Source organism: Arthrobacter sp. YC-RL1 (genome assembly GCF_001454985.1).
Lineage (GTDB): Bacteria > Actinomycetota > Actinomycetes > Actinomycetales > Micrococcaceae > Glutamicibacter > Glutamicibacter soli.
In genome coordinates this window covers 3,292,958-3,317,525 of sequence record NZ_CP013297.1, presented here as the reverse complement: position 1 = coordinate 3,317,525, position 24,568 = coordinate 3,292,958, and the positions used below count along the sequence as shown (strand labels likewise).

Sequence of the window (24,568 nt, the reverse complement as noted above, 5' to 3'; positions counted from 1 at the left end):
CACGTAGACTGGCTACACCATGGATTTCCTTTTTGATGACTTCGCTCCTGAACCCACAGCTCGGGCTTTGCCGACCGCGGACGAACTGCTGGTAGGCATGAACCCACAGCAGGAAGAGGCCGTGCGCTATGCAGGGGGCCCGCTGCTGATCATCGCCGGCGCCGGCTCGGGCAAGACGCGTGTGCTGACCCATCGAATTGCGTACCTGCTGGCAACGGGGCGTTCGCGCCCGCATGAAATCCTGGCCATTACCTTTACCAACAAGGCCGCCGCCGAAATGCGCGAACGCGCCGCCGAGCTCATCGGCGAGGACCAGGCGAAGAAGATGTGGATCTCCACGTTCCACTCGTCGTGCGTGCGCATCCTGCGCCGCGAAGCTGCCACCATCGGCTTGAAGTCGAACTTCTCGATCTACGACTCGGCGGATTCGCTGCGACTGATCACCCTGGTTTCCAAGGGGTTGGAGATCGACCCGAAGCGCTTCACGCCCAAGGCGATCGCGCACAAGATCTCCTCGTTGAAGAACGAGCTGATCGACGACGAGGACTACGCGGCCACCATCAACACGAACGACCCCTTCTCCCGGGCCGTCTCCGAGGTCTACCGCGGCTACACCCAGCGCCTGCGGGCGGCGAACGCGTTGGACTTCGACGACTTGATCGGCCAGGTCGTCTACATGTTCCGCGCGTTCCCGGCCGTGGCGGACAACTACCGCCGCCGCTTCCGCCATGTGCTGATCGACGAATACCAGGATACGAACCACGCCCAGTATTCGCTGGTTCGCGAACTCACCGGGCCCGACGGGAAGACCCCTCCGGGCGAACTGACAGTGGTGGGCGATTCGGACCAGTCCATCTACGCCTTCCGCGGCGCCGACATCCGGAACATCATCGAGTTCGAGAAGGACTACCCGAACGCGGCGACGATCAAGCTGGAGCAGAACTACCGTTCCACGCAGAACATCCTGACCGCTGCCAACGAGGTCATCAAGCTCAACCCGGACCGCAACGACAAGCGCCTGTGGACCGCCAGCGGCGACGGCGAGCAAATCGTCGGCTACGTGGGGGAGTCCGAGTCGGACGAAGCCCGCTGGATCGCCGAGGAGATCCTGCGGCTGAACGACGACGAAGACGTACGCCCCGGCGACATCGCCATCTTCTATCGCACCAATGCCCAGTCGCGCGCGCTTGAAGAGCAGCTGATGCGCGTCGATCTGAAATACCGGGTGGTCGGCGGAACGCGCTTCTACGACCGCAAGGAGATCAAGGATGCGTTGGCATACCTGCGCGCCCTGGTGAACCCGGAAGACGACATCAACGTCCGGCGCATCCTCAACGAGCCGAAACGCGGCATCGGCGACCGCGCCGAAGGCGCCGTCGCCGCGCTGGCGGAGCGCGAGCGCATCTCCTTCATGGAAGCGCTGCGCCGCTCGGACGAGGCTCCGGGCCTGGGCACCCGGGGCATCAAGATGACCGCGGCTTTCGTGGCGCTCATGGACGACCTGCAGATCGTGGCCGAAGGCTCGGGCCCGGCCGAAGCGCTGGAAGCAGTGCTTGAGCAGACCGGATACCTCGAAACCCTGCGTTCCTCCAGCGACCCGCAAGACGAGTCCCGGGTTGAGAACCTCGCGGAACTGGTCGCCGTCGTGCGCGACTACGTCAACGACGAACCGGAGGGCGGCCTGGCCGGATTCCTGGAACGGGTCGCGCTGGTGGCCGACGCAGACCAGATCCCGGAAGCCCCTAGCGATGACGAGGGCGCAGCCATGGCGGCACGCGAGGGCATGGTGACCTTGATGACCCTGCATACGGCCAAGGGCCTAGAATTCCCGGTCGTGTTCCTGACCGGCATGGAGCACGGAGTCTTCCCGCATCAGCGCTCCATGACCGATGAAAAGGAGCTGGCCGAAGAGCGCCGCCTGGCCTACGTGGGGCTGACCCGCGCCCGCGAGCGCCTCTACCTGACGCGTGCCGAGCAGCGAAGCCTCTGGGGACAGGCGCAGTACAACCCTGCCAGCCAGTTCCTGGAAGAGGTTCCCTCCCAGCTGATCGACTGGAAGCGCGAGGGATCGTCCTTCGGCCCGGGCCTGTCCTTCGGTTCCAGCTCGGTGAATTTCGCCACGAGCCGCTACGAGCGCGGAAGCCATTGGGGAGCAGGTTCGTCGGTGGCGAACAATACTGTCCGCGGACACAACGCCGCTCCGGTGTCGAAGCAGCGTGTGGTGCAGAACAAGAAGATCGTGATCCCTAAGGTCGGGCAGTCGGTCAAGCATACGGCCTTTGGCTTGGGCACAGTCGTCGCCTTGGAAGGCGCTGGCGACAAAACCGTGGCCAAGGTCCAATTTCCGGATTCCGAGAAACGACTTCTGCTTCGGTACGCGCCCCTCGAAATTGTCGAGTAGTCAACCCCATTGCGATATTGGCTTGGTCACAGCGATAGCCAATCGGTGAAATGCGCGGAATCTCTACAACTTGTAAAAGTGGGAAGATCGCGAAAGTAAGGATAGTCTGAGAAATGCGCACGGGCTAAGACGCCGTTTCGGCGTCTGTTTGGTTGCGGTGCGCTCTCTTTGGGTACGGCGCGGACACTGGTCCGTGACTGTGCCGCGAGTCAGCATGAACTTCGAACGAAGGACACAAACCCGTGGACCTGTATGAGTACCAGGCGCGCGATCTATTCGAGGCACACGGCGTACCCGTGCTTGCCGGTATCGTCGCTTACACCCCTGAAGAAGCCAAGGCAGCAGCTGAAAAGATCGGCGGCGTCGTAGTCGTTAAGGCTCAGGTCAAGGTTGGCGGCCGCGGCAAGGCTGGCGGCGTTAAGGTTGCCAAGACCGCAGACGAGGCTTTCGAGCACGCATCGAACATTCTCGGTATGGACATCAAGGGCCACACCGTGAACAAGGTCATGATCGCACAGGGTGCGGACATCGCCGAGGAATTCTACTTCTCCGTGCTGCTGGACCGCGCAAACCGCAACTACCTGGCCATGTGCTCCGTCGAGGGCGGCATGGAGATCGAGCAGCTGGCAGAGGAGCGCCCGGAGGCGCTGGCTCGCGTTGCAGTTGATCCGCTGGTCGGCATCGACGCCGAAAAGGCCGCCGAGATCGTCGCAGCTGCCGGTTTCGCCGAGGAACTGCGTGCCAAGGTCGAAGAGACCCTGCAGAAGCTGTGGACCGTCTTCAAGGAAGAGGATGCAACCCTCGTTGAGGTCAACCCACTGGTGAAGACCGGCGCAGGCGACATCGTCGCACTGGACGGCAAGGTCTCCCTGGATGACAACGCGTCCGAGGTCCGCCACCCGGCTCACGAAGAGCTCGAGGACAAGGGCGCAGCCGATCCGCTGGAGGCCAAGGCCAAGGCTGCAGGCCTGAACTACGTCAAGCTGGACGGCGAAGTGGGCATCATCGGCAACGGTGCAGGCCTGGTCATGTCGACCCTGGACGTCGTCGCCTACGCTGGCGAGAACCACGGTGACGTGAAGCCGGCGAACTTCCTGGACATCGGCGGCGGCGCCTCGGCTGAGGTCATGGCCAACGGCTTGGACGTCATCCTGAACGACCCGCAGGTCAAGTCCGTGTTCGTCAACGTCTTCGGCGGCATCACCGCTTGCGACGCAGTGGCCAACGGCATCGTCGGCGCGCTGAACACCCTGGGTGACGCAGCGAACAAGCCGCTGGTTGTCCGCCTGGACGGCAACAACGTTGAAGAAGGCCGCGCCATCCTGGCCGAAGCCAACCACCCACTGGTGACCCTGGCAGCAACCATGGACGAGGGCGCCGACAAGGCCGCCGAGCTCGCCAACGCAGCGAAGTAAGAGGGATAAGCGAACAATGAGCATTTACCTGAACAAGGACTCCAAGGTCATCGTCCAGGGCATCACCGGCGGCGAAGGCACCAAGCACACCGCCCTGATGCTCAAGGCCGGCACCAACATCGTCGGCGGCGTGAACGCACGCAAGGCCGGCACCACCGTGACCCACGGCGAGCAGGAGATCAAGGTCTACGGCACCGTGGCAGAGGCCAAGGCCGAGACCGGCGCTGACGTGTCGATCGTCTTCGTTCCGCCAAAGTTCACCAAGGACGCAGTGGTCGAGGCCATCGAGGCCGAGGTCGGCCTCGTTGTGGTCATCACCGAAGGCGTGCCGGTGCAGGACTCGGCTGAGTTCTGGGCCCTGGCCCAGTCCAAGGTCGACGCCGACGGCAACCAGATCACCCGCATCATTGGCCCTAACTGCCCAGGCATCATCACCCCGGGCGAGGCGCTGGTCGGCATCACCCCGAACAACATCACCGGCAAGGGCCCGATCGGCTTGGTCTCCAAGTCCGGCACCCTGACCTACCAGATGATGTACGAACTGCGCGACCTGGGCTTCTCCACCGCCATCGGCATCGGCGGCGACCCGGTCATCGGCACCACCCACATCGACGCCCTGGCTGCGTTCGAGGCGGATCCGGAAACCAAGGCCATCGTGATGATCGGCGAAATCGGCGGCGACGCCGAGGAGCGGGCAGCCGAATACATCAAGGCCAACGTCACCAAGCCGGTTGTCGGCTACGTGGCAGGCTTCACCGCCCCCGAGGGCAAGACCATGGGCCACGCAGGCGCCATCGTTTCCGGCTCGGCTGGCACTGCCCAGGCCAAGAAGGAAGCACTGGAAGCTGCCGGCGTGAAGGTGGGCAAGACTCCTTCGGAGACCGCACGCCTGCTGCGCGAAGTTTTCGCAGCCCTCTAAGCGAGGTCTCGAAGCCCGGATAACCCGGGTGAGAGCGTAATGGCCGCCTGTGCCACGGGATTACCGTGGCGCGGGCGGCCATTTTCCGTCTCCACGGCGTTGTGGCGACGGATCAAAGATTTGGGAAACAGCCCTAAGCCGGCTCTGGGATGCCGGCCCGGGGGTAATGCGGTGCGCGGGGAGCTTAGCCCCGCAGGCCGGTCGCGGCCTCGGTGTCCACCCTCAGGAATGAGGATCCAATGACCGCGAAGGCGCCCGGAATCAACAGCATCCGGTGCTTCGGGTTGTAGAAAATCTCATCCAGCGGAGAAGCTAGGACCTTCCGGATTTTTTCCAGAAGCCGGTCGTTCTCCAGGAGCAGGCGCTCCTGCTCGGTTTCAATCACCACACGATCTGCTTCCGTCGTCACCGAAGCGTTCATCCAGTCGTCGCTCGGTGTACTCAGAGTCTCCGATTTGATCAGGGACACGGTTATAACCGCCTTCATCTTGCGCTGCCCCCTGAAGAAGACCTCCATGGGGGTGCCCTACTTGTGCGTCCGGTGTGGCGTAACGCACATGAGGTGGCATATTGAATATATCGCGTCTTGCTGGTAAGCGCCTGCTAAACCACGAAGAGTTAATCAACCTGTTACTCGAGCAGGCCCCGGATGTCCTGCGCGGTCAGTGCCTTGGAGAAGCCATCGGCCTCGTCCATGACGGTGTTGATCAGCTTCCGCTTGGAATCCTGCAGGGCCACGACCTTCTCCTCGATGGTCCCCTTGGAGATCATGCGGTAGACCATCACCTGGCGCGTCTGGCCGATGCGGTGGGTACGGTCGATCGCCTGGGCCTCCACGGCGGGGTTCCACCACGGGTCAAGCAGGAAGCAGTAGTCGGCCTCGGTCAGGTTCAGCCCGAAACCGCCGGCCTTCAGCGAAATCAGGAACAGCGGGGCTTCGCCCTCCTTGAACTGCTCGATCACCTCGGCGCGGTTGCGGGTGCTGCCGTCCAGGTAGACGAACTTGATCCCGCGTGCGGTCAGCTTCCCGGCCAGCACCTTCAGGTAGGAGGTGAACTGGCTGAACACCAGGGCGCGGTGGCCCTCGTTCAGCACGTCGTCGAGCTGGTCGAATAGCGCCTCGAGCTTGGATCCGGGCACCTCGGCCAGCTCCGGGTCCACCAGCGACGGCTCCAGCGCGAGCATGCGCAGGTGCGTGAGCGACTGGAAGATGGTGAAGCGGTTCTTGTCCAGGTCCTCGACCAGGTGCAGGATCTTCTGGCGTTCGCGGTTCAGGTGGGTGTCGTAGATGTGCTGGTGCTCGTCGGACAAGCGCACCAGCACCTGCTGCTCCTGCTTGGCCGGCAGGTCCAGCACCACGGATTCCTTGGTGCGGCGCAGCATGAACGGCTTCACGCGGCGCTGCAGCAGGGCCAGGGTGTCCTTGTCGCCCAGCACCTCGATGGGGCGGGCGAACTGCCGGTTGAAGCGGCTGACGTTCATGAACAGCGACGGGGAGGTCAGCGACAGCAGCGCGCCGAGCTCGGAGAGGTTGTTCTCCATCGGGGTGCCGGTCACCGCCAGCTTGAAGCTAGTCTGCAGGTTCACCGCGGTGCGGTGGGCCTTGGTCGAGCGGTTCTTCACGAACTGGGCCTCGTCCAGGATCAGCCCGGCGAAGCGCTGGGACTCATAGATCTCGTCGTTCAGGCGCAGCAGCGTGTAGGTCGTGAGCACCACGTCGTAGCCTTCGGCCAGCTCGCGCAGCTGACGGGCGTCGCCCAGCGTGGAATCGATGCTGATAACGCGCAGGCTCGGCGCGAAGCGGCGGACCTCCATCTCCCAGTTAGAGACCACGGAGCTCGGGGCGACCACCAAAAACGGTGCGCGCACCCGCTGGGCCGGCGGCAGCTCGGCGCAGGCCTCGGGGTCCTCCCACAGCTGGTGGGCGTGCAGGACCAGGGCAATGGTCTGCAGGGTCTTGCCCAGGCCCATATCATCGGCCAGGATGCCGCCGAAGCCGCCCTGGTAGAGGCGAGCCAGCCAGCGGAAGCCGTCGACCTGGTAGGGGCGCAGGGTGGCCTGTAGGGTGTCCGGCACGGAGGCCTGGCCGCCTTCGGCGACGCGCAGCAGCGAACGCATGCGCCCGATGAACAGGTCGGCTCCGTCGATTCCCTCGGCCAGCTCGTCCAGTTCCTCGAACAATGAGATCTGGAAGACCGAGAGCTTCAGGTCGGCGTCCTTCGGCTTGTCGTTCAGCGCCTGGGCCTCGTCCACCAGCGCCTTGAGCTTGGCGAAGATCGGCTGGTCCAGGGAGAACCACGAGTTGTCCGGCAGCTTCAGCTTCATGGCGCCATTGGTCATCGCCTTCACGATGTCCGCGAAGGGCACCTCATGGGAGCCGACGGAGATCAGCAGGCCCAGATCCAGCCAGTCGTTGCGTTCGTGGTCCACGGCGTTGATCTTCAGCTTGGGCAGCTCGCGCAGCTGGCGGTAGACCGGGCGCGGCCCGGTTTCCTCCAGCTTGACGGTCTTCAGCGCGCCCAGGGCGGGAACCAGGTCGGAGACGAAGGCGATCATCTGCTCGCCGGAGTAGAACTTGGGGGACAAGTCGGGGTTGCCGACACCCATGACCTGCTCGAAGACCTCGTTGACCGCTGCGCGCAGGAAACTCTCCGCCTCCGCGTCGTGGGGCTTGTGCTCGTCGTCCACCCCCGGGTAGCTGATGGAGAAGTCCAGGGTGGCCGATTCCTTGGAGCCTTCCTCGGTCTGCTCCACCTTGTAGTCGACCTTGGCGCGGACGAACGGGGGCTTCAGCTCAGGGAAAACCAGGGCCTCGGAGATGCTGCGCACGCCGAAGGTGCGGGCCATGCGCGGATACTCCGTATCGAAGAACAGCTGGTGGTCGGCCGCCGGAATCTGGAGCCGCTGGTGCGAGTCGTACCAGTTCAGCTGCTTGTCGGAGAGGCGGTCCAGGCTCGGGGCGATCAGGATCTGCTCAGGGTCCTCAAGCTGGACGTAGAAGCCGTGGTCGCCGATGGTGCCGGCGGGGCTGTAGTCCTCCAGCGTCAGGTCGTGGCCGGCGGCATGCAGGATGCCGTGCACCTGCAGGTTGTCCTCGTCATCGAGGTCCGCGACCATTTCGGTCCAGGATTGCCCGCCGACCAGGACCGACAGGTCGTTGCGGGTGCCGATCAGCTCGATGCCCAGTTCATGGGCTTCATCGAGCAGCGGCCAGAGCAGGTTCGAGGAGTACTCGTCCAGGAACAGCCAGTCCTCGTCGGTCTTGAAGTTGGTCTGGGTGTTGCTGCGGGCCATCGCCGCGAACCTGCAGAACCAGTGGTGCTGCGCGCGCAGCAGGTTCCAGCCGAAGGTCTTGAAGCCGATGGTGGTCCAGCGCAGCTGGCCGCGCACCCAACGGCCCTCGGAGTTGCGAACCATGGGGCGCACGCCCAGGCGGAAGCGGCGGTTGCGGTGGGTGGCGTGCGGCAGCTTGCCGGTCGGCATCCATTGCTGCTGCTGGGTGGTGTTCTTGGCATCGAAAAGCAGGAACTGCAGCGCCATCGGCACCACCGGGTCGTTGGGGGAGCCGACCAGCCCGTCGCTGGGGCGCGGCTCGCGTTCGGCGTACCAGGTGTCTGCCTGCTTGGACCAGGTGGTGACGACCTTCTCCTCCATCTTGGTGGCCACCTTGGCCAGCCCGGAGAGCTTGTTGGAGGTCAGCACCAGGGCCGCGATGTGCGGGCAGATGCCGGGGGTGTCGCAGCTGCATTCGCCGGAGTCGATTTCCCAGCCGGCGGCGCCGCGGCGCAGCTGGACCATGGGCGAAAAGTCCTCGCCGCCGGCAAACACGGTGCCTTCGATCTGCCCCGATGACTCATCGAATTCAACATCGACCACGGCATTGGCTTCGTCGGCGAGTTTCTTGCCGTGGAAGAAGGGAACATTGCCCAAGAACGCCAGCAGGTGCCTTGCGTCGATGGTCGGTGGAACAGCATTAGTCATCCGCTAATCGTTTCACGTTCTGGCCCGTCGTGAAAGTTGAGAGCCCCCTACTGTGAATAATCCCTAACTGTCACGTAGCGTGGAGCCATGTCCCAAGTCTGGCCGTATCTTCCGGCGCGCGCCGTCAACATCACCTCACTGGCGGAATTCGACCGCTTGGCGGCCGAAGCGCTGGGTTTCCAGCGCTCCCGCGGCCGCAGCTGGCGGGTGCACCGCGTGGATCTGCGCGGGCGCGATACGGTGCTCGCCGCGCTGGACCTGGCCGAGGCGCTGTTCATCGACTGCCAGTTCAGTGAAGCCGGCCGCGCCTTGGTCCAGAGCACCGGCGGGTTGTGCATGGACTCGGGGGAGCAGCTGCCCTTCCGCACCAGCGACCGCGGGCTGTACACCCCCGAGGAACTGTACGAGGGAATCAGCACGCAGACCTATGAGCATGTGCCGGACGCGCGGATCTACACCTACTCGCAGCAGCACGGTCCGCGCCAGCTGCTGAGCGACGACCAGGCGATGGCATCGACGCTGCACGACCACCACGTGGGGCAGGCGCTGATCTCCGAGGTCTACGACGGCGCCTTCAAGGACACCCCGATCATCGGAGTCATGGGCGGGCACGCCCTGAGCCGAGGCACCGAGCAGTACGCGCAGGCGCTGGACCTCGGGGCGCGGCTGACCCGCGCCGGATACGCCGTGGCCACCGGCGGGGGACCGGGAGCCATGGAAGCGGCGAACGCCGGTGCCTGGCTGGCCGACCGCGGGCGGGAGGAGATCTCCACGGCCCTGCAGATGCTGGCGGCGGAACCGGACGCGATCCACCGGCGCACCGGCTGGGCGCGCACCGCGCTCGCCGTGAAGGCCCGCTTTCCCTCGGAACGCACCTCGCTGGGGGTTCCGACCTGGTTCTTCGGGCACGAACCGCCGAACCTGTTCGCCACGCACATCGCCAAGTTCTTCGCCAACGCGACCCGCGAGGCGCTGCTGCTGGAGCAATCCAACGGCGGGATCGTGGTGCTGCCCGGTTCCGCCGGCACGGTGCAGGAAATCTTCCAGGACGCCTGCGAGAACTATTACGCCACCGGGGCCAGGGTGGTGCCGCTGGTGTTGGTCGGCCGCGAGCATTGGACCCGCACACTGCCGGCTTGGCAGCTGCTCAAGGCGCTGGCCGCCGAGCAGATCATGGAGGACAAGATCGCTCTGGTCGATTCGGTGGCCGAAGCGGTGGAATTCATCGGCGGCATGCAGTCGCTGCGCCGGCGCACCAGATTCTGAGAACGGCAACGGCCGCCGCCTGGTGAAGCAGGCGGCGGCCGTGGGAATGGCTCATCGAGCCGGCGGGGCTCAGGCCACGTTGGTGCCGAACAGCAAGCCGAGGCAGTAGGTGACTGCGGCGGCGCCCCAGCCGATGGCCAGCTGGCGCAGGCCGCGCTTCATCGGCGAGGCCCCGGACAGCAGCCCTACAATGCCGCCGGTGATCATCAGCGCGGCGCCGACCAGCAGCACCGAGGTGATGATCGCAGCCAGGCCTGACATGCCGAAGATGTAGGGAAGGATCGGGATGACCGCTCCGGAGGCGAACAGGCAGAAGGAGGTCGCCGCGGCGCCGGTGGCCGAGCCCAGTTCCTCGTGCTCGTTCGCCAGCTCTTCGGCCCGGGCTTCCGGGTTCAGCGAGAAGGACGGGTTGCAGTCGCAGGTGAACAGGCCCATGCGTTCTGCAGCGCGGTGCTCGGCATCCTCGTCGGTCATGCCGCGGGCCTTGTAGATGAGCACCAGTTCGTTGGCGTCCAAATCCAGGTCAGGGGCGGCGGTGAGCGTCACCTGAGTGGGACGCGAAGCCGTGAGCAGCTCGCGCTGCGAACGCACGGAGACGTATTCGCCGGCGGCCATGGACAGCGCGCCGGCCAGCAGGCCGGCGATGCCGGAGAACAGCACCAGTCCGGAGGAAACACCGGTCGCTCCGATGCCCATGACCAGGGCCAGGTTGGAGACCAGGCCGTCGTTGGCGCCGAAGACCGCGGCGCGGAAGTTGCCCGACAGCTGCGCGCGGCCCGCGGTGGCCAGGGCGCGGACGACTTCCTCGTGGACCTGCTCGTCGGCGGCCATCTGCGGCGACGCGTCGGCATCGGTCGCGTAGGGGGTGCTGCTTTCGGCCCGCTGCGCCAGCGCGAGCACGAACACCGAGCCGAAGCTCAGGGCGAGGAAACGCAGGAAGCTGCGACGCAGCGAGGGACGCACCGGGCGGGCATGCGCCCCGAGCTTGGTGCGCCAGTATTCCTCATGGCGTTCTTCCGCCGCGGCCAGTCCCAGCAGGATCTGCTTTTCCTGTCCGGTCTTCTTCTGGGCCAGCGCGCGGTAGATGGCGCCTTCGGCGACCTCGTCCGCAACGTACTTGCGCCAGCGGCGGATCTGGGCGGGGGTGGGCTCAGTCGTGGGGCTGTGTGACATCACGAGGATGACTCTCCTACGGCTTGGGATTTCTCAACGAAACCCGGGATTCTGTTCAGCCTCTCAGTTTAGCCAGCGAGATGGTGCCGGGGAATTTGGCAAGCCTAAAAGCAAGGCTGCGCCCATCGGGCTGCCCGGCGGACGCCACGAACACCACCAGCTCGCCGGCCGCGGGATCGAAGACCGGGCGCCGGGAGGAACGGGTGATCAGCCGCTCAAGGTGCGCCGGGTCTGAAACGTAGCGGGTGTACCAGCGGTCCTGCACGGTGAACTGCACCTGTCCGGTCTGCAGATCGATGATGGGGAGGACGGAAAATGCCATGACACGACAACTCTCGCTGAGCTCTTGCCCGCGCATCGGTCGATGCCCGGACCGCTTCTTCATCCGAACCACCCATGAACCTGGGGTTGGTGCGCGGCCAGTCGGAGCTTGGCGCCGCGTCTCGTGAAGCAACAGTGTCGATGCTACCGCCGCAATATTAAGTCGTGAAGTTTCATTCCGTAATATGAACTCCGCGCGAAGCGCTAGTCGGAGCCGCGCCTGGACTGCGCGGTCTGCTGCAGCCGGTCGCGCTGGTCCTGCCATTGCCGGGGTGTGTAGTCCGGCAGGTTCGGCGCTTCCGCGCGCAGCCCGACCTGGCCGTCCAGGAGCTCGCGGACGATGTCCAGATGGCCTGCATGGCGCGAGGTCTCTGCGATCATGTGCACCATGAGATGTTCCAGGGTGGTGTGCCGGTGGCGGACCCACCAGGGGACTTCGGCCGGGGAGGCGAGCTCCAGCTGGTCGAACCCGGCCTCGGCGAAGGCGATGGCCCGCTGGTAGAGCTCGATGACCTGCTGCGCGCTGGCATCGGCTGGCGGAATGAAATCCGCCTGCGGGTCGTCGATGTCCAGCAGCTGCTGGACGTAGGAGTCGTTGACCGGCCGATTGAGGCACGCACCGAAGTAGCCGTACTCGGTGATCGCCAGGTGGTGCACGACGCCCAGCACGTGCGTGCCGGTGGGGGTCATGGGTTGGCGGGCCAGCTCCTCGCCGAGCTGCCGGCTTTTGAAGATGACTGCCTGCCGCGCGTCGTTCAGGTATTCGCGCAGCCTGGCCGCGGTGCTGTTCGGGGTGTCGTCCATGGACCGAGTGTAGGTGCAGGCCACGGTTCGGGGAACCCGCTTCAGGAAATGGGAAGCCACCGAAGCCAAGGTGTCATATTCTTCCGCTCCGGTTGGCCGGAAGTTGCGTATTGGTAAACTGGGGACGCAGAGCGGCCGGCAGAAGTACACTCCCGCGGTCGCTGCCTATCCTTCGAGTGAACAGGTCCAGGTGCCCCACGGATGAAAGCTCTGCCCGTCGAACCCTCAGGCTCGTCAATCAACATCGGAGCACGGCTGCGCGGCGTCCGCCAGCAGCAGCACATGACGATCGACCAGGTCGCCGAGCTTTCCGGGTTGACCAAGGGGTTTCTTTCCCGCGTCGAACGCGACTTGACCAGTCCGTCGGTCTCCACGCTGCTCAAGCTCTGCGAGGTGCTGGGGATCGAGGTCGGGACCCTGTTCGAAGTACCGGACACGACTTTGGTGCGACTGGGGGATGCGCCGCGCATCTCGCTGGGAGGCTCGGGCATCACCGAGAAGCTGGTCACCCCGCGCGGCGAAAAGCGCGTCCAGGTCATTCGCGCCGAAGTGGAACCCCGGGGCAAGGGGGAGAGCGAACTGTATTCGGTGGATTGCGAGCTCGAAGTGCTGCACGTGGCCTCCGGGGTGTTCACGCTGGTGCTGCCCGAACGGGTGGTCGAGCTCGCTGCGGGGGACACCATGACCTTTCCGGGGCGGGAACCGCACAGCTGGGAAAACCCCGGCGATGAACCTGCCGTGGTGCTCTGGACCCTGATTCTCTGAGTCTGTGCAGTGGCTCCCGGTGTGGTGTGACTCCCCGGACAGAGCCTGCCGCGAAGAGGCGCCGCGTTCACGGCTGGCCACTGCACCGCGTATTCTTGGAATAGTGCCCGCCGACGCATGCAGGCTAGTGAAGACAGGAAGGAGTGCAATGGCGACTGGTAAATCCACCGGAAGCGCGGAGTCCAAACCGCACGAATTGCGCTCCATCAGCTGGTGGGCTTCGGCCCTGGTCGGCATCCTGGTCGGATCGACCCTTGCGTGGCTGCGGACCCAGCGCAACTTCTTTTTCCTTGGCGCCGCCATTCTCGCGGTCGTCATCATCATGCTGGGTGTGCGCACGATCCGCCGCCGGGCGCGGCATCCGGAAATGATGGAGGCCCGGACGTCCTGGGCCTACAACATTTGGGCTCTGGTCCTGATCGTCCTAGCCGGACCGGTGCAGCTGGTCTATGTTCCCGACGACATCAGCGAGCTCACCATCAAGTCGATCATCCTTTCGGTTGGATTCTGCCTGGGAATCCATGAAGTCGACCGCGCGATGGTCAAGGGTGCCACCTCGGCGAAAAAAGCCTGATCATCGGCCGGAAGGACGCCATCCCGCGCCGCGTTCTTTGGAACTTTTGACTTTCCCTTTGGTTTATTCGTCCAAGGATTTCTCCCCGCCTCTTTCGTAATGTGATCCACATCATTATTTTGAAAGGGGTTGCCATGACGCAAGCAGCGGCGAACCAGCAGGGCGCTGAGCCAGGACTCAAAAAGGTTCTCGGCAAGTGGGACGCACTGGCCATCGGCGTCGGAGCCATGATCGGCTTCGGCTGGGTGGTGCTCACCGGTGACTGGATCACCACCGCCGGCCCGATCGGCGCTTCGCTGGCCATGCTGGTCGGCGGCGGCATCATGGCGGTCGTCGGCCTGACCTACGCCGAGCTCGTCGCGGCCATGCCCAAGGCCGGCGGAGAGCACAACTACCTGCTGCGCGCCATGGGTGCCCGCTGGTCCTTCGCCGGGTCCTGGGCCATCGTCGGCGGCTACATCACCATCGTCGCCTTCGAAGCGGTCGCGCTGCCCAAGTCGGTGCAGTACATCTTCCCCAACCTCTCGCAGATCAAGCTCTGGGACATCGCCGGCTCCGAGGTCTACCTGACCTGGGCCCTCGTGGGTGTGCTGGGCGCCGTGGTGATCACCTGGATCAATATCCGCGGCATCAAGACCGCCGGCCTGGTGCAGACCTTCGTGGTACTCTTCCTGTTCATCATCGGCGCGATGCTGCTCACCGGCTCCTTCGCCAGCGGCGAATCGGCCAATATGGAACCGTTCTTCGACAACGGACTGGCCGGGTTCTTCGGGGTCATGATCGTAGTTCCGTTCATGTTCGTCGGCTTCGACGTCATCCCGCAGTCCGCCGAGGAATGCGACATCCCGCCGCGCAAGATCGGCAAGTACGTGGTGATCTCCGTGCTGATCGCCACCGCCTGGTACGTGATGGTGGTGCTGGCCACCTCCTCGGGCCTGGGCCCGGCGGCGATCGCCGGTTCCGAGATGGCCACCGCGGACGCCATGGGCGCGCTGTTCAACTCCGAGATCATGGCCAAGATCCTGATTGCCGGCGGCATCGCGGGCATCCTGACCTCGTGGAACTCGCTGCTCATGGGCGCCTCGCGCCTGATGTACGCCATGGCCACCTCCGGCATGCTGCCGCGCTGGTTCGCCGTGCTGCACCCGAAGTACCGCACCCCGCACCACGCGCTGCTGTTCATCGGCGGTCTGTCCGTGCTGGCTCCGTTCTTCGGCACCGCGATGCTCGGCTGGCTGGTCGATTCCGGTTCGCCGTCCATCGTCGTGGCCTACCTGCTGGTGGGCGTGGCCTTCCTGATCCTGCGCCGCCGCGAACCGCAGATGGACCGCCCGCTGCGCATCGGCGGCAAGGGCAACTTCGGCCAGGTGATCGGCGTGATGTCGGTGCTCTTCTGCGCCGGCCTGATCTCCCTGTACCTGCCGGGCATGCCGGCGGCCATCACCTGGCAGCCGTGGGCCCTGTTCGCCGCATGGTGGGTGTTGGGAACGTTCTTCCTGTTCCGGGTCCCGCGCGGCGTCCAGCCCGGCGAGAATGCCGAAGAAGAACTGCTGCACCTGCTGAGCATCCGCCAGCAGTCCAAGCTGGGCGCGATCGGACCCGACGGCGCGGCCGCCACCTCCCGCAGGGGGCGACGCCGGCAGGCAACCGACGCGAAACGCTAAAACCGACAGGAAAGCCCCGACCGGAAGGTCGGGGCTTTGCCGCGCCGCAGGGCTTGCCGGTCCGGCTCAGCCTTGGTTGCGGCGCAGCGCCAGCCAGAGCGACGCCGAGATATCCGGGTCATCCAGATCGATGCCCAGCAGGTCCCCGGCCACGGTGATGCGGTGGCGCAGCGAATTGCGGTGGATGCCCAGCGCGCGCGAGGCGTCCTCCCAATGCCCGCGGTGGCGCAGGTACTGGGTGACGGCCGACAGCAGGTCGGCACGGGTGTAGGCGGCCAGCGCCTCCACCCACGTCTGCGCGCTGGCGTCTAAGTCCGCCCCGGCGTCGCTCAGCTCCCCGGCCGGGGCGCCGGACAGCGCCTGGCGCAGCGCCGGAAGATTCGCCGGCAGCTCGGCCAGCGTGAGCGGGGCGGAGAGCACCGCACGCAGGCTCCGTGCGCTCTCCCTGGCCCCGGCGTCCGGTTCCTGCGCCGGGGCGGCAGGGGCCTTGCCCAGCTGGGCTTCGTCCAGCAGCAGGTAGAGCACCGCATCATCCGTGAAGCGCAACTGGCAGCGTGCCGCGGCATCCGCCACCGGAGGCAGCGCGGCGCTCGCCGGCAGCGCGCCGAGGGACTGGATTGCGGAGCGGGCCTCGGCCTCGTCGCCCACGGACAGCGCCAGGACCCTGACCCGGGAGGGCAACTCGTCCATGCCAGCCTCCTGGGCAACCAGCCGGGCGGATTCAGGCTGCCCGTGCAGCAGCAGCTTGGCGGTGGCTCCGCCCAGGGCCGCATTCGTGCTGACCATCAGCTCACGCTGGCGGGCGCGCAGCGAGAGCAGCATGCACACGGTCATGATGATCTGCCGGTCGGCCTTGGTCAGCGTGCGTCCCGAGCCCACCCCCAGGAAGCCGTGGATCCTGGTCCCGGCCAGGATCGGATACAGCACCACGGCCTGGCCGTTGATGCCGAAGGTGGACGCCGAGGGCATGCCGGTGCGCGGGAAACGCTGCGACTCCTGACGCAGCAGGGGCACGAAGCCCTGCGCGGAAGCGGGGTAAACGGTGGCCGGCTGCGGGTCGTCAGGGAGGAACGCGGCCCAGCCGCCCAGCGCCTGCGCCAGCCCGCGCACCACCGCGTTGATGGCATCGGAACGGATCGCGGCCCGCGCCAGCGCGGTCTGGGTACCCAAGGAGCTCATCAGGTTCACCGTGTCGTCCCTGGCCGAGAGCCGCCAATAGGCACGCGAAACGCTCTGGAAGGGCGCGCCGTCCGGAACGATGCCCAGTTCCACTCCGGTCTGCCGGCAGGCGTCGATCACGTGCTGCGGAACCGTGTCCAGCCACGGGCCGAGACCCAGGCCCAACGCCTTGACGTCCTTGTCCTTCAGCCGCTGCATGTAGGCCAGCGAGGCGGTGGCCGAATGGCCGAAGGGCATGCCGGTGGTCAGCAGCAGTTCGCCGCCCTCCAGATAGGTGGTGGGATCCTCCAGCTCGGAAATGTGCACGCCGGTGACCGGGGCGGCGCTGAAGGTGGTCGAATCGGCGGGGAAAAACTCGTTTCCGAGCTCTGACCCCAACTGCAGCAAGGTGATCATGGGTAAATTATCCAATCATTTACCGCTCGTTGGACATAAAAGCTAATGACGCGTGTCACATGGATTTCTATCGTTGGATGCATGACCGAAACTCTTGCGGCGCGCGACGCCGAAACGCTGACCCAGACCCGCTACCTGGCCACCGCCATTCCGGGACCGCGCTCCACCCAGCTACACGAGGAACGTGTGCAGCAGGTCAGCAGCGGCCTGGGCATCACCCTGCCGGTCTTCGTCTCCCGCGCCGACGGCGGCATCATCGAGGACGTCGACGGCAACCGCCTGATTGACTTCGCCTCAGGCATCGCCGTGACCTCGCTGGGCGCCTCCAACCGGCGGGTGGCGCAGCGCGTGGCCAAGCAGCTGGAAGCCTTCACCCACACCTGCTTCATGGTCACCGAATACGAGTCCTTCACCCAGGTCTGCGACTGGCTGAACCGCAACACCCCGGGCGACTTCGACAAGCGCACCGCACTGTTCTCCACCGGCGCCGAAGCCGTGGAAAACGCTGTCAAGATCGCCCGCGCCGCCACCGGCCGCGCCAACGTCCTGGTCTTCGACGAGGCCTACCATGGCCGCTCGCTGCTGACCATGGGCATGACCGCCAAGGTCAACCCGTACAAGCTGAACTTCGGCCCGATGCCGGAGCATGTCATCCGCGCCGCGTCGGCCAACCCGCTGCGCCCCGCTGTCGAGGGCGGCGTCGAGGCGGCGCTGGCCTCCGTGGAGGCAACGCTCATCGAGAACGACCCGGGCAGCTTCGCCGCCATGGTGATCGAGCCGATCCAGGGCGAGGGCGGCTTCATCGTCCCGATGGCCGGCTTCATCCCGGGCCTGCGCCAGCTGGCCGACAAGTACGGCATCGTGCTGGTCATCGACGAGATCCAGGCTGGCATGGGCCGCACCGGCACGCTGTTCGCCTCCGAGCACGAAGGTGTGGCCGGCGACCTGATCCTCACCGCCAAGGCGCTGGCCAACGGCGTCCCGCTGTCCGCGGTCACCGGGCGCACCGAGCTGCTCAACGCCCCGCACGCCGGCGGCCTGGGCGGCACCTACGCCGGCAACCCGCTGGCCTGCGAAGCCGCGCTGGCGGTCTTCGAGCAGTTCGAGGACGGCGGCCTGCTGGAAAACGCCCAACTGATCGAGCGCGTGGCCCGCGAAGTGCTGGAGCCGCTGCTTGAATCCACCGCTGTGGTGGCCCAGGTCCGCGGCCGAGGCGCCATGCTGGCGGTCGAGTTCGCCGACCGCGGCACCTTGGCCCCGCGTCCGGAGCTCGCCGCCGCCGTTTCCAAGGCCTGCCACGCCCAGGGTGTGCTGACCCTGACCTGCGGCACCCACGGCAACGTGCTGCGCCTGCTGCCTCCGCTGGTCATCGGCGAAGCGCTGCTGCGCGACGGACTTGAGGTGCTTGCGCAGAACATCGTCGAGCTGGCCGGCTAACCGCCCGCCGCTGGCCTGCGGACCGGCTCCGCCGCCCCTGACCGGGACGGCGGAGCCGGTCCCTTTTGTTGCGCCGGGAAGTTTCGGGGACTCCGGAGTTTCGCGGCGGCCAGCGCCTTGACGTGGCGCAGATCGCAAAATAGCATAATAGGAAACTGAAGTTTCATATTAGACAACTAGTTGCGGACTGGTCCGGGTTGTCGGAAGGATGCTCCCATGAAGGAAATCAGGATTGAAGAGAACGGCAACCTGGGTCCCATCAACGCGGCCCAGATTCCGCGTTATGCGGGTGCCGGCACCTACGCCCGCCTGCCCCGCCTGGACCAGGTGCAGCAGGCCGACATCAAGATCGTCGGCATCCCCTTCGACACCGGGGTCTCCTATCGTCCAGGGGCCCGCTTCGGCGCCAACCACGTGCGCGAATCCTCGCGCCTGATCCGCCCCTACAACCCGGCCACCGACACCTCGCCGTTCGCGCAGAGCCAGGTCGCCGACGCGGGGGACATGGCGGTGAACCCGTTCAACATCCACGAGGCCATCGAGACCATCGAGCACGAGGCGCTGGAACTGACCGCCGACGGCTCCACCCTGGTGACCCTGGGCGGCGACCACACCATCGCGCTGCCGCTGCTGCGCGCGGCCGCCCAGCGCGCCGGCGCCCCGGTGGCGATGCTGCACTTCGACGCGCACCTTGACACCTGGGACACCTACTTCGGCGCCGAATACACCCACGGCACCCCGTTCCGCCGCGCGGTGGAGGAAGGCATCCTGGACACCGAGGCCATCTGCCACGTCGGCACCCGCGGCCCGCTCTACGGCAAGAAGGACCTGGAGGACGACAAGCGCTTCGGCTTCGGCATCGTGACCAGCTCGGATGTCTACTACCAGGGCGTGCGCGAGATCGTTGACAAGCTGCGGGTCCGCATCGGCAACCGCCCGCTGTACATCTCGGTGGACATCGATGTGCTGGATCCTGCCCACGCCCCGGGCACCGGCACCCCGGAAGCCGGCGGCATCACCAGCCGCGAGCTGCTGGAGATCCTGCGCGGGCTGCGCGGGCTGAACATCGTCGGCGCGGACATCGTGGAGGTCTGCCCGGCCTACGACCATGCCGAGATGACCGGCGTGGCCGCCAGCCATGTCACCTACGACTTGATCTCCCTGATCAGCGACTTCCGCAGCCGTGGCGGGGTGAACGCCCGATGACCGCCGTACAGGACACCGTACAGGGCACCGCGCAGCGCAACGGCGGCGACCTGGTCATCGAGACGCTCACCGCGCTGGGCGCGAAAACCGTGTTCGGTATCCCCGGGCAGCACGCGCTGGGGCTTTTCGACGCGCTCTCGCGCTCTGAGCTGCACTTCGTCTCCTCGCGCGTGGAGAACAACTCCGCCTTCGCGGCCGACGGCTATTCGCGGGCCACCGATGAGGTCGGGGTGCTGTTCCTGTCCACCGGTCCCGGCGCGCTGACCTCGCTGGCCGGGTTGCAGGAGGCCTATGCCACCGGCGTGCCGATGGTCGTGATCGCCAGCCAGATCCCGCTGGACGGACTGGGCGCGCGCCGCAAGGGCATGCTGCACCAGCTCGACGACCAGAAGGCCTCGGCCGCGAACGTCACCAAGTTCCAGCAGACGGTGCACCACGCCTCCGGCATCCCCTCGGCCATCCAGGACGCCTGGGCCAGGGCTATCACGGTGCCCATGGGCCCGGTCTGGGTGGAGGTGCCGCAGGACGTATTGCTGGCCCCGGTCATGGTGCCTCCGGTGCGCGACGCCCTGGCCGAGGCCTACGAGCATCCGCCGCGCGTGGAACTCATCGAGGAGGCGGTGCGCTGGCTGTCCGAGGCCAAGCGCCCGGTGATCGTTGCAGGCGGCGGCGTGCGCCGCGCCAAGGCCCGGGCCCAGCTGCTCGAAGCGGCCCAGACGCTGCAGGCTCCGGTGCTGTGCACCCCCGGCGGCAACGGCGCCTTCCCCTGGGAGCACGAGCTTTCGCTGCAGTCCTGGGTGGAGGACCGCTACGTCTCCGAGGTCCTGGAGGACGCGGACGTGCTGGTGGTCATCGGCTCCTCGCTGGGCGAGGTGTCAAGCAACTACTTCACCCTGGCCCCGCGCGGCCGGCTGATCCAGATCGACGCGGAACCGCGGGTGCTGGAGTCGAACACCCCGGCCCTGGGCATCCGCGCGGACGCCGGGGCGGCGCTGGACTTCCTGAACGCGCAGCTGCGCCGGGAAGGCTTCGCCGCCCGCGCCGAGTGGCGCGGGCGCAGCCCGCAAGAGGTCGTGGCCGACACCCTGGCCAAGGTCGAAGCCCGGCTGGATGCCCAGGACCTGGGCCTGGAGCGCCGTTTCATGGCGGACATCCGCGAGGCGGTTCCGGCGGATATGCAGACCTTCTGGGACATGACGATTTCCGCCTACTGGGGCTGGAGCTGCTGGGATTCGCGGCAGGGGCAGTTCCATTCAGCGCAGGGCGCCGGCGGCCTGGGCTTCGGCTTCCCGGCGGGCATCGGCGGGGCGATCGGCCTGGGCGAGCGGGTGCTGGCGGTCAGCGGCGACGGCTCGGCCATGTACTCCATCGCGGAGCTGGCCACCGCCAAGCAGCATGAGGCGCCGGTGACCTGGCTGATCGTGGACGACGGCGGCTACGGCATCCTGCGCGAATACATGGAAGGGGCTTTCGGCAAGGCCACCGCCACGGAACTGGCCCGCCCCGACTTCGTCGCGCTGGCGAAGTCCTTCGGCGTCCCGGCCCGCGAGGTGCAGCCGCAGGATGTCGGGCAGGCGCTGCGAGAATCCTTCGCGGCGCAGGGCCCGAACGTCGTGGTGGTCAAGACGCTGCTGAAGATGTTCGCGCCGACCCACCTCTAGCGCCGAAACGCGGCTGGGGGCGGCACCCGTACGGGCGCCGCCCCTGGCCGCATTCTGCACTGTAATTGGTGTTCCCAGTATGGTGCTCAGTGCGTGAAATGGTAGACGATGCCGAACATCATCGTTGAGAAGCCCAGGCTGACGCCGATGAGCAGCGGCACCCAGTCCTGCGTGTGACTCTGGGATGCCAACATCACTGCGAAAGCACCGAAGAGAATCATCACTCCGATCCCTCCCAGGATCAACCCTCCGCCCCCGTGATGACGCACGGCGGAGTGTGCGTTCCGGTGGAATAGTGGTTCCATACTCGTATCGTACGACCGGGAATCTCGAATTCCGAGGGGTTTGCGCAAGATCTTTGGAGTTGTCAGATTACATCGCGGACCCGGCGGTGCGCAGTGCATGTATCCGCTGGGCCGCCCGGGACAGCGAGGGGTAGTCGGCGCCCGGCCCCTGGGCGATGAATCCCGGGCACAGGTGGTCCGCCGCCGGGTCGGATCCATAGCCCAGCCCCCGGTAGCTGCCGCCGGCCATGCGCACCAGATGCGCGCCGGCGGCCACGTCCCACACCTTGGTGTCGAACCCGATGGTCGCATCGCTCCATCCAGCGGCCACATGCGCCAGCGCCAGCGCGGCGGACACCTTGCGGCGCACCGTCGCGAAATCACGGATCCACGCGCCCAGCAGCTCCAGGGCCAGCGGGCCGTCGGCCTGAAGCGATTCGGCACCGGGGTAGTCGGTCATCAGGTTCGCGCGCGCCTGCTCCGGACGCGCGGCCGGGCTCAGGACCTGCCCGTTGAGGAAGGCGTGGGACAGATCGGCGCTGAATTCGTCCCCGGAGACCGGGTCGATGATCGCCGCGGCGACCAGCCGGTCGTCGACAGCCGCCGCGATGGACACGCAGAAGAAGGCAATGCCGTGCACGAAGTTGCTGGTGCCGTCGATCGGATCCACGATCCACTGCACGGCACCCGGCGCGGCGGTGCCGGCTTCCGCCTCGACCTGTTCCTCGCCCAGTACCCAGGAACCTGGAACCGCTGCACGCAGCGAACGGGTGATCAGTTCCTGGCTCTGCCGGTCGATCGCGGTGACCAGGTCGTGGGTGTTGGTTTTCTCCTCCACCCGCACGCCGCCACGGAAGGCGCCGCGCAGCAGCTCGGCGGCCTGCCTCCCGGCAGCGAGCGCGGCGCTTCTCAGGGTTTCGGCGGAGGATTCCAGGTGCGCTTCGGAAAGATCAATCACGACTCCAGCCTATCGGGAGCGAGACCCAGAAAACGTTGACCAAGGCAACTATCTAAACTTAGAGTTGAGTGGAACCCCCGAAGATAGGCAGGCGATATATTGTGCAGTGGCCAGTGAACAAGGCTCCGACCGAGCTACTCGGACGCCTGCTGGACGAGCTGGCGCGGACCTCGCGGCTGCTGCGTTCCTTCTCGCACCTGGACCAGACCGATCCCGAAGTCTCCAACGCTTCGCACCATGTGCTCAAGACCCTGGACATGCGCCAGCCCACGCACGCGGCCGACCTCGCCAGCCATCTGGGCATCGGCACGGCGGCGATGAGCCGGCATCTGGCCGAACTGGAGCAGGCGGGGCTGGTGGACAAGCGGCCCAGCGACCTGGACGCACGCCGCCAGCTCCTGTGGGTCACCGAAGCCGGCAGCGACCGGCTCGAAGCCCGGGCCCAGCTGCGCATCGAACGCCTGCGCCCGCTGCTGCCCGACTGGGACAACGACCGCCTGACCTTGATCGCCGACGCGCTGGGCGAACTGAACAACTCGATGATCCAGGGCATCCACGAACACCGCGAGCTGCAGGCCGAAGAACCGCGAAGCGGCTCGGATGGCTAACCGGACTCCGCGGGCCGCGGGCCCGACCGACCTGACCGAGGCGGCCGCCGACACCCCGCAGATGACCCAGCGCGAGGTGCTGCGCTCCATCGCCGGCGTGCTGGCCTCGTTCTTCGCGGCGATGCTCGCCGCCACCATCGTCGCCATCGCGCTGCCCACCATCATGGACAAGCTCGGCGGATCGCAGACCGACTTCAACTGGGTTTTGTCCACCACCTTGCTGGCCAACGCCGCCACCACCCCGATCTGGGGGAAGATGGCGGACCTGTTCAACAAGAAGAAGATGCTGCAGGCGGGCATCCTGGTCTTCATCCTCGGGTCCTTCCTGGCGGGCATGGCCTGGTCCATTCCGGTGCTGCTGGCCGCCCGCGTGATCCAGGGGATCGGCATGGGAGGGCTGACGGCCATGGGCATGGCGGTGATCGGCACGGTCATCGCCCCGCGCGAACGCGGACGCTACTCCGGGTACTTCGGCGCCGTCATGGCGGTGTCCACCGCGGCCGGCCCGCTGCTGGGAGGATTCATCGTCGACTCGCCACTGGGCTGGCGCTGGTGCTTCTTCTTCGGCATCCCGATCAGCGTGCTGTCCATGATCCTGATCCAGAAAACCCTCCACCTGAGCCACCAGAAGCGCAAGGTGCGCATCGACTGGGGCGGGGCGCTGCTGCTGACGGTGGCGGTCTCCACGCTGCTGATCTGGGTGTCCTATGTGGGCAAGGACGAGTTCTTCGCCTTCAACTCCTGGCAGACCTACACCATGCTCGGCGGCGTCGCGGTGCTCACCGCGGCCCTGCTGCTGGTCGAATCGCGCGTCGTGGAACCGATCATTCCGCTGAAGATCATCACCACCCGCACCACCTCGCTGGCGATCATCGCCTCCGTGGCGATCGGCGTGGGCATGTTCGGCAGCGGGGCGTTCATCGGGCAGTACTTCCAGATCGCCCGGGAAGCCACACCCACCGCGGCCGGGTTGATGACGCTGCCGATGATCGCGGGGAACTACTGCGGCTCCGTATTCTCCGGCCAGATGATCACCCGCTTCGGACGCTGGAAAATCTACCTGGTCATCGGCTCGCTGCTGAACGTGGCCGGGCTGGGCCTGCTGGGCTCCATGCACCACGACACCGAGTACTGGATCCTGGCCATCGGCATGTTCCTGAACGGCGTGGGCATGGGCTTCATGCTGCAGAACCTGGTGCTCGCTGTGCAGAACACCGTGAAGGTCACCGACATCGGCGCGGCCAGCTCCTCGGTGGCGTTCTTCCGTTCCGTGGGCGGTTCCGCCGGCGTCGCGTTCCTCGGCGCGATGCTCTCCACCCAGGTGGTCTCCCTGGTCTCCGAGGGCCTGGCGAAGCTGGGCGTTGACACCTCGAAGGGCGGTTCCGGAGACTCGCTGAACCTGTCGGGCATGCCGCCGGCAGTGCGCGGCGTGGTCGAATCCGCCTACGGGGAAGCCACGGGACTGGTCTTCCTGGTCTCGGCAGCGGTCGCGGCCATCGCCTTCATCTGCATCCTGTTCATCAAGGAAGTCCCGCTGCGCAAGACCATCTAGGACC

General features: G+C 66.2%; 20 protein-coding genes and 1 riboswitch. Of the genes, 12 read left to right on the top strand and 8 right to left on the bottom strand.

Annotation, left to right across the window (positions count from 1 at the left end; translation table 11 throughout):
- The first annotated feature begins 19 nt into the window (after positions 1 to 19).
- The 3 genes from pcrA (at position 20) to sucD (ending at position 4,735) form a co-directional block, all read left to right on the top strand.
- Complete coding sequence (pcrA, locus tag ATC04_RS15255) at positions 20 to 2,401, top strand: DNA helicase PcrA (RefSeq protein WP_047118293.1); 2,382 nt, start codon at positions 20 to 22, stop codon at positions 2,399 to 2,401.
- 242 nt (positions 2,402 to 2,643) lie between these two features.
- Entirely contained in the window at positions 2,644 to 3,816 is a 1,173-nt protein-coding gene (gene sucC / locus ATC04_RS15250) for an ADP-forming succinate--CoA ligase subunit beta (RefSeq protein ID WP_047118294.1), read from the top strand.
- Between the two features lie 16 nt (positions 3,817 to 3,832).
- Positions 3,833 to 4,735, top strand: coding sequence for a succinate--CoA ligase subunit alpha (gene sucD, locus ATC04_RS15245; protein WP_047118295.1), 903 nt, complete (start codon positions 3,833 to 3,835; stop codon positions 4,733 to 4,735).
- Positions 4,736 to 4,919: 184 nt separating this feature from the next.
- Here sucD and ATC04_RS15240 read toward each other — a convergent pair whose 3' ends face one another.
- Positions 4,920 to 5,252, bottom strand: a complete 333-nt coding sequence (locus ATC04_RS15240; RefSeq protein ID WP_047118296.1) for a hypothetical protein — start codon at positions 5,250 to 5,252, stop codon at positions 4,920 to 4,922.
- A 113-nt stretch (positions 5,253 to 5,365) separates the two neighbouring features.
- Entirely contained in the window at positions 5,366 to 8,716 is a 3,351-nt protein-coding gene (locus ATC04_RS15235) for a DEAD/DEAH box helicase (protein ID WP_052772243.1), read from the bottom strand.
- Positions 8,717 to 8,803: 87 nt separating this feature from the next.
- On the opposite strand from ATC04_RS15235, the gene ATC04_RS15230 reads away from it, so the two are divergent.
- Positions 8,804 to 9,982, top strand: coding sequence for an LOG family protein (locus ATC04_RS15230; protein WP_047118297.1), 1,179 nt, complete (start codon positions 8,804 to 8,806; stop codon positions 9,980 to 9,982).
- A 69-nt stretch (positions 9,983 to 10,051) separates the two neighbouring features.
- Here the strand turns inward: ATC04_RS15230 and ATC04_RS15225 are convergent, their stop codons facing one another.
- The 3 genes from ATC04_RS15225 to ATC04_RS15215 form a co-directional block, all read right to left on the bottom strand.
- A complete protein-coding gene (locus tag ATC04_RS15225; RefSeq protein WP_047118298.1) occupies positions 10,052 to 11,155 on the bottom strand; it encodes a VIT1/CCC1 transporter family protein in 1,104 nt (367 codons plus the stop codon).
- Positions 11,156 to 11,210: 55 nt separating this feature from the next.
- Positions 11,211 to 11,477 (bottom strand): hypothetical protein, encoded by a 267-nt coding sequence (locus ATC04_RS15220; RefSeq protein ID WP_047118299.1) that lies wholly within the window; start codon positions 11,475 to 11,477, stop codon positions 11,211 to 11,213.
- 15 nt (positions 11,478 to 11,492) lie between these two features.
- Positions 11,493 to 11,606, bottom strand: a riboswitch (SAM riboswitch).
- Between the two features lie 74 nt (positions 11,607 to 11,680).
- Entirely contained in the window at positions 11,681 to 12,280 is a 600-nt protein-coding gene (locus ATC04_RS15215; protein WP_047118581.1) for a DinB family protein, read from the bottom strand.
- A 201-nt stretch (positions 12,281 to 12,481) separates the two neighbouring features.
- On the opposite strand from ATC04_RS15215, the gene ATC04_RS15210 reads away from it, so the two are divergent.
- The 3 genes from ATC04_RS15210 to ATC04_RS15200 all read left to right on the top strand — a co-directional run bounded on the left by ATC04_RS15210 (position 12,482) and on the right by ATC04_RS15200 (position 15,283).
- Positions 12,482 to 13,045 carry a helix-turn-helix domain-containing protein gene (locus ATC04_RS15210; RefSeq protein WP_047118300.1) on the top strand — a complete coding sequence of 188 codons (564 nt, stop codon included), beginning with the start codon at positions 12,482 to 12,484 and terminating at the stop codon, positions 13,043 to 13,045.
- Between the two features lie 148 nt (positions 13,046 to 13,193).
- On the top strand, positions 13,194 to 13,619 hold the full coding sequence (locus ATC04_RS15205; RefSeq protein ID WP_047118301.1) for a hypothetical protein: 426 nt from the start codon (positions 13,194 to 13,196) through the stop codon (positions 13,617 to 13,619).
- A 134-nt stretch (positions 13,620 to 13,753) separates the two neighbouring features.
- Entirely contained in the window at positions 13,754 to 15,283 is a 1,530-nt protein-coding gene (locus ATC04_RS15200) for an amino acid permease (protein ID WP_082123786.1), read from the top strand.
- Between the two features lie 66 nt (positions 15,284 to 15,349).
- Here ATC04_RS15200 and ATC04_RS15195 read toward each other — a convergent pair whose 3' ends face one another.
- Positions 15,350 to 16,858, bottom strand: a complete 1,509-nt coding sequence (locus ATC04_RS15195; protein ID WP_047118302.1) for a PucR family transcriptional regulator — start codon at positions 16,856 to 16,858, stop codon at positions 15,350 to 15,352.
- An 81-nt stretch (positions 16,859 to 16,939) separates the two neighbouring features.
- On the opposite strand from ATC04_RS15195, the gene ATC04_RS15190 reads away from it, so the two are divergent.
- The 3 genes from ATC04_RS15190 to ATC04_RS15180 all read left to right on the top strand — a co-directional run bounded on the left by ATC04_RS15190 (position 16,940) and on the right by ATC04_RS15180 (position 21,162).
- Positions 16,940 to 18,295 (top strand): aminotransferase class III-fold pyridoxal phosphate-dependent enzyme, encoded by a 1,356-nt coding sequence (locus ATC04_RS15190; protein ID WP_047118303.1) that lies wholly within the window; start codon positions 16,940 to 16,942, stop codon positions 18,293 to 18,295.
- Positions 18,296 to 18,511: 216 nt separating this feature from the next.
- Positions 18,512 to 19,501 carry an agmatinase gene (gene speB, locus ATC04_RS15185; protein ID WP_047118304.1) on the top strand — a complete coding sequence of 330 codons (990 nt, stop codon included), beginning with the start codon at positions 18,512 to 18,514 and terminating at the stop codon, positions 19,499 to 19,501.
- Positions 19,498 to 21,162: a thiamine pyrophosphate-binding protein gene (locus ATC04_RS15180; protein WP_047118305.1), complete on the top strand. Its 1,665-nt coding sequence runs from the start codon at positions 19,498 to 19,500 to the stop codon at positions 21,160 to 21,162. The genes speB and ATC04_RS15180 overlap by 4 nt, the downstream gene beginning before the upstream one ends.
- 86 nt (positions 21,163 to 21,248) lie before the next feature.
- On the opposite strand, the gene ATC04_RS15175 is transcribed toward ATC04_RS15180, so the two are convergent.
- The gene (locus tag ATC04_RS15175; RefSeq protein WP_146955929.1) at positions 21,249 to 21,467 is read right to left on the bottom strand and encodes a hypothetical protein; all 219 of its coding nucleotides are present in this window, start codon (positions 21,465 to 21,467) and stop codon (positions 21,249 to 21,251) included.
- Between the two features lie 67 nt (positions 21,468 to 21,534).
- Positions 21,535 to 22,404, bottom strand: coding sequence for an inositol monophosphatase family protein (locus ATC04_RS15170; protein ID WP_231736000.1), 870 nt, complete (start codon positions 22,402 to 22,404; stop codon positions 21,535 to 21,537).
- Positions 22,405 to 22,505: 101 nt separating this feature from the next.
- Between ATC04_RS15170 and ATC04_RS15165 the strand changes: the two genes are divergently transcribed.
- Both ATC04_RS15165 and ATC04_RS15160 read left to right on the top strand, forming a co-directional pair.
- Positions 22,506 to 23,012, top strand: a complete 507-nt coding sequence (locus ATC04_RS15165) for a MarR family transcriptional regulator (protein ID WP_052772245.1) — start codon at positions 22,506 to 22,508, stop codon at positions 23,010 to 23,012.
- On the top strand, positions 23,005 to 24,564 hold the full coding sequence (locus ATC04_RS15160) for an MFS transporter (RefSeq protein WP_197413538.1): 1,560 nt from the start codon (positions 23,005 to 23,007) through the stop codon (positions 24,562 to 24,564). The genes ATC04_RS15165 and ATC04_RS15160 overlap by 8 nt, the downstream gene beginning before the upstream one ends.
- The last annotated feature ends 4 nt before the right edge of the window (positions 24,565 to 24,568 follow it).

Excerpts from the sequence above, each read along its gene's own strand:
- ATC04_RS15200 (WP_082123786.1), top strand. The coding sequence starts at position 13,754 with ATGACGCAAGCAGCGGCGAACCAGCAGGGCGCTGAGCCAGGACTCAAA.
- speB (WP_047118304.1), top strand. The coding sequence starts at position 18,512 with ATGAAGGAAATCAGGATTGAAGAGAACGGCAACCTGGGTCCCATCAAC.
- ATC04_RS15225 (WP_047118298.1), bottom strand. The coding sequence starts at position 11,155 with ATGTCACACAGCCCCACGACTGAGCCCACCCCCGCCCAGATCCGCCGC.
- ATC04_RS15235 (WP_052772243.1), bottom strand. The coding sequence starts at position 8,716 with ATGACTAATGCTGTTCCACCGACCATCGACGCAAGGCACCTGCTGGCG.
- ATC04_RS15230 (WP_047118297.1), top strand. The coding sequence starts at position 8,804 with ATGTCCCAAGTCTGGCCGTATCTTCCGGCGCGCGCCGTCAACATCACC.
- ATC04_RS15210 (WP_047118300.1), top strand. The coding sequence starts at position 12,482 with ATGAAAGCTCTGCCCGTCGAACCCTCAGGCTCGTCAATCAACATCGGA.
- ATC04_RS15240 (WP_047118296.1), bottom strand. The coding sequence starts at position 5,252 with ATGGAGGTCTTCTTCAGGGGGCAGCGCAAGATGAAGGCGGTTATAACC.
- ATC04_RS15160 (WP_197413538.1), top strand. The coding sequence starts at position 23,005 with ATGGCTAACCGGACTCCGCGGGCCGCGGGCCCGACCGACCTGACCGAG.
- ATC04_RS15205 (WP_047118301.1), top strand. The coding sequence starts at position 13,194 with ATGGCGACTGGTAAATCCACCGGAAGCGCGGAGTCCAAACCGCACGAA.
- ATC04_RS15195 (WP_047118302.1), bottom strand. The coding sequence starts at position 16,858 with ATGATCACCTTGCTGCAGTTGGGGTCAGAGCTCGGAAACGAGTTTTTC.
- ATC04_RS15180 (WP_047118305.1), top strand. The coding sequence starts at position 19,498 with ATGACCGCCGTACAGGACACCGTACAGGGCACCGCGCAGCGCAACGGC.
- sucD (WP_047118295.1), top strand. The coding sequence starts at position 3,833 with ATGAGCATTTACCTGAACAAGGACTCCAAGGTCATCGTCCAGGGCATC.
- ATC04_RS15190 (WP_047118303.1), top strand. The coding sequence starts at position 16,940 with ATGACCGAAACTCTTGCGGCGCGCGACGCCGAAACGCTGACCCAGACC.
- ATC04_RS15220 (WP_047118299.1), bottom strand. The coding sequence starts at position 11,477 with ATGGCATTTTCCGTCCTCCCCATCATCGATCTGCAGACCGGACAGGTG.
- ATC04_RS15215 (WP_047118581.1), bottom strand. The coding sequence starts at position 12,280 with ATGGACGACACCCCGAACAGCACCGCGGCCAGGCTGCGCGAATACCTG.
- ATC04_RS15175 (WP_146955929.1), bottom strand. The coding sequence starts at position 21,467 with ATGGAACCACTATTCCACCGGAACGCACACTCCGCCGTGCGTCATCAC.
- pcrA (WP_047118293.1), top strand. The coding sequence starts at position 20 with ATGGATTTCCTTTTTGATGACTTCGCTCCTGAACCCACAGCTCGGGCT.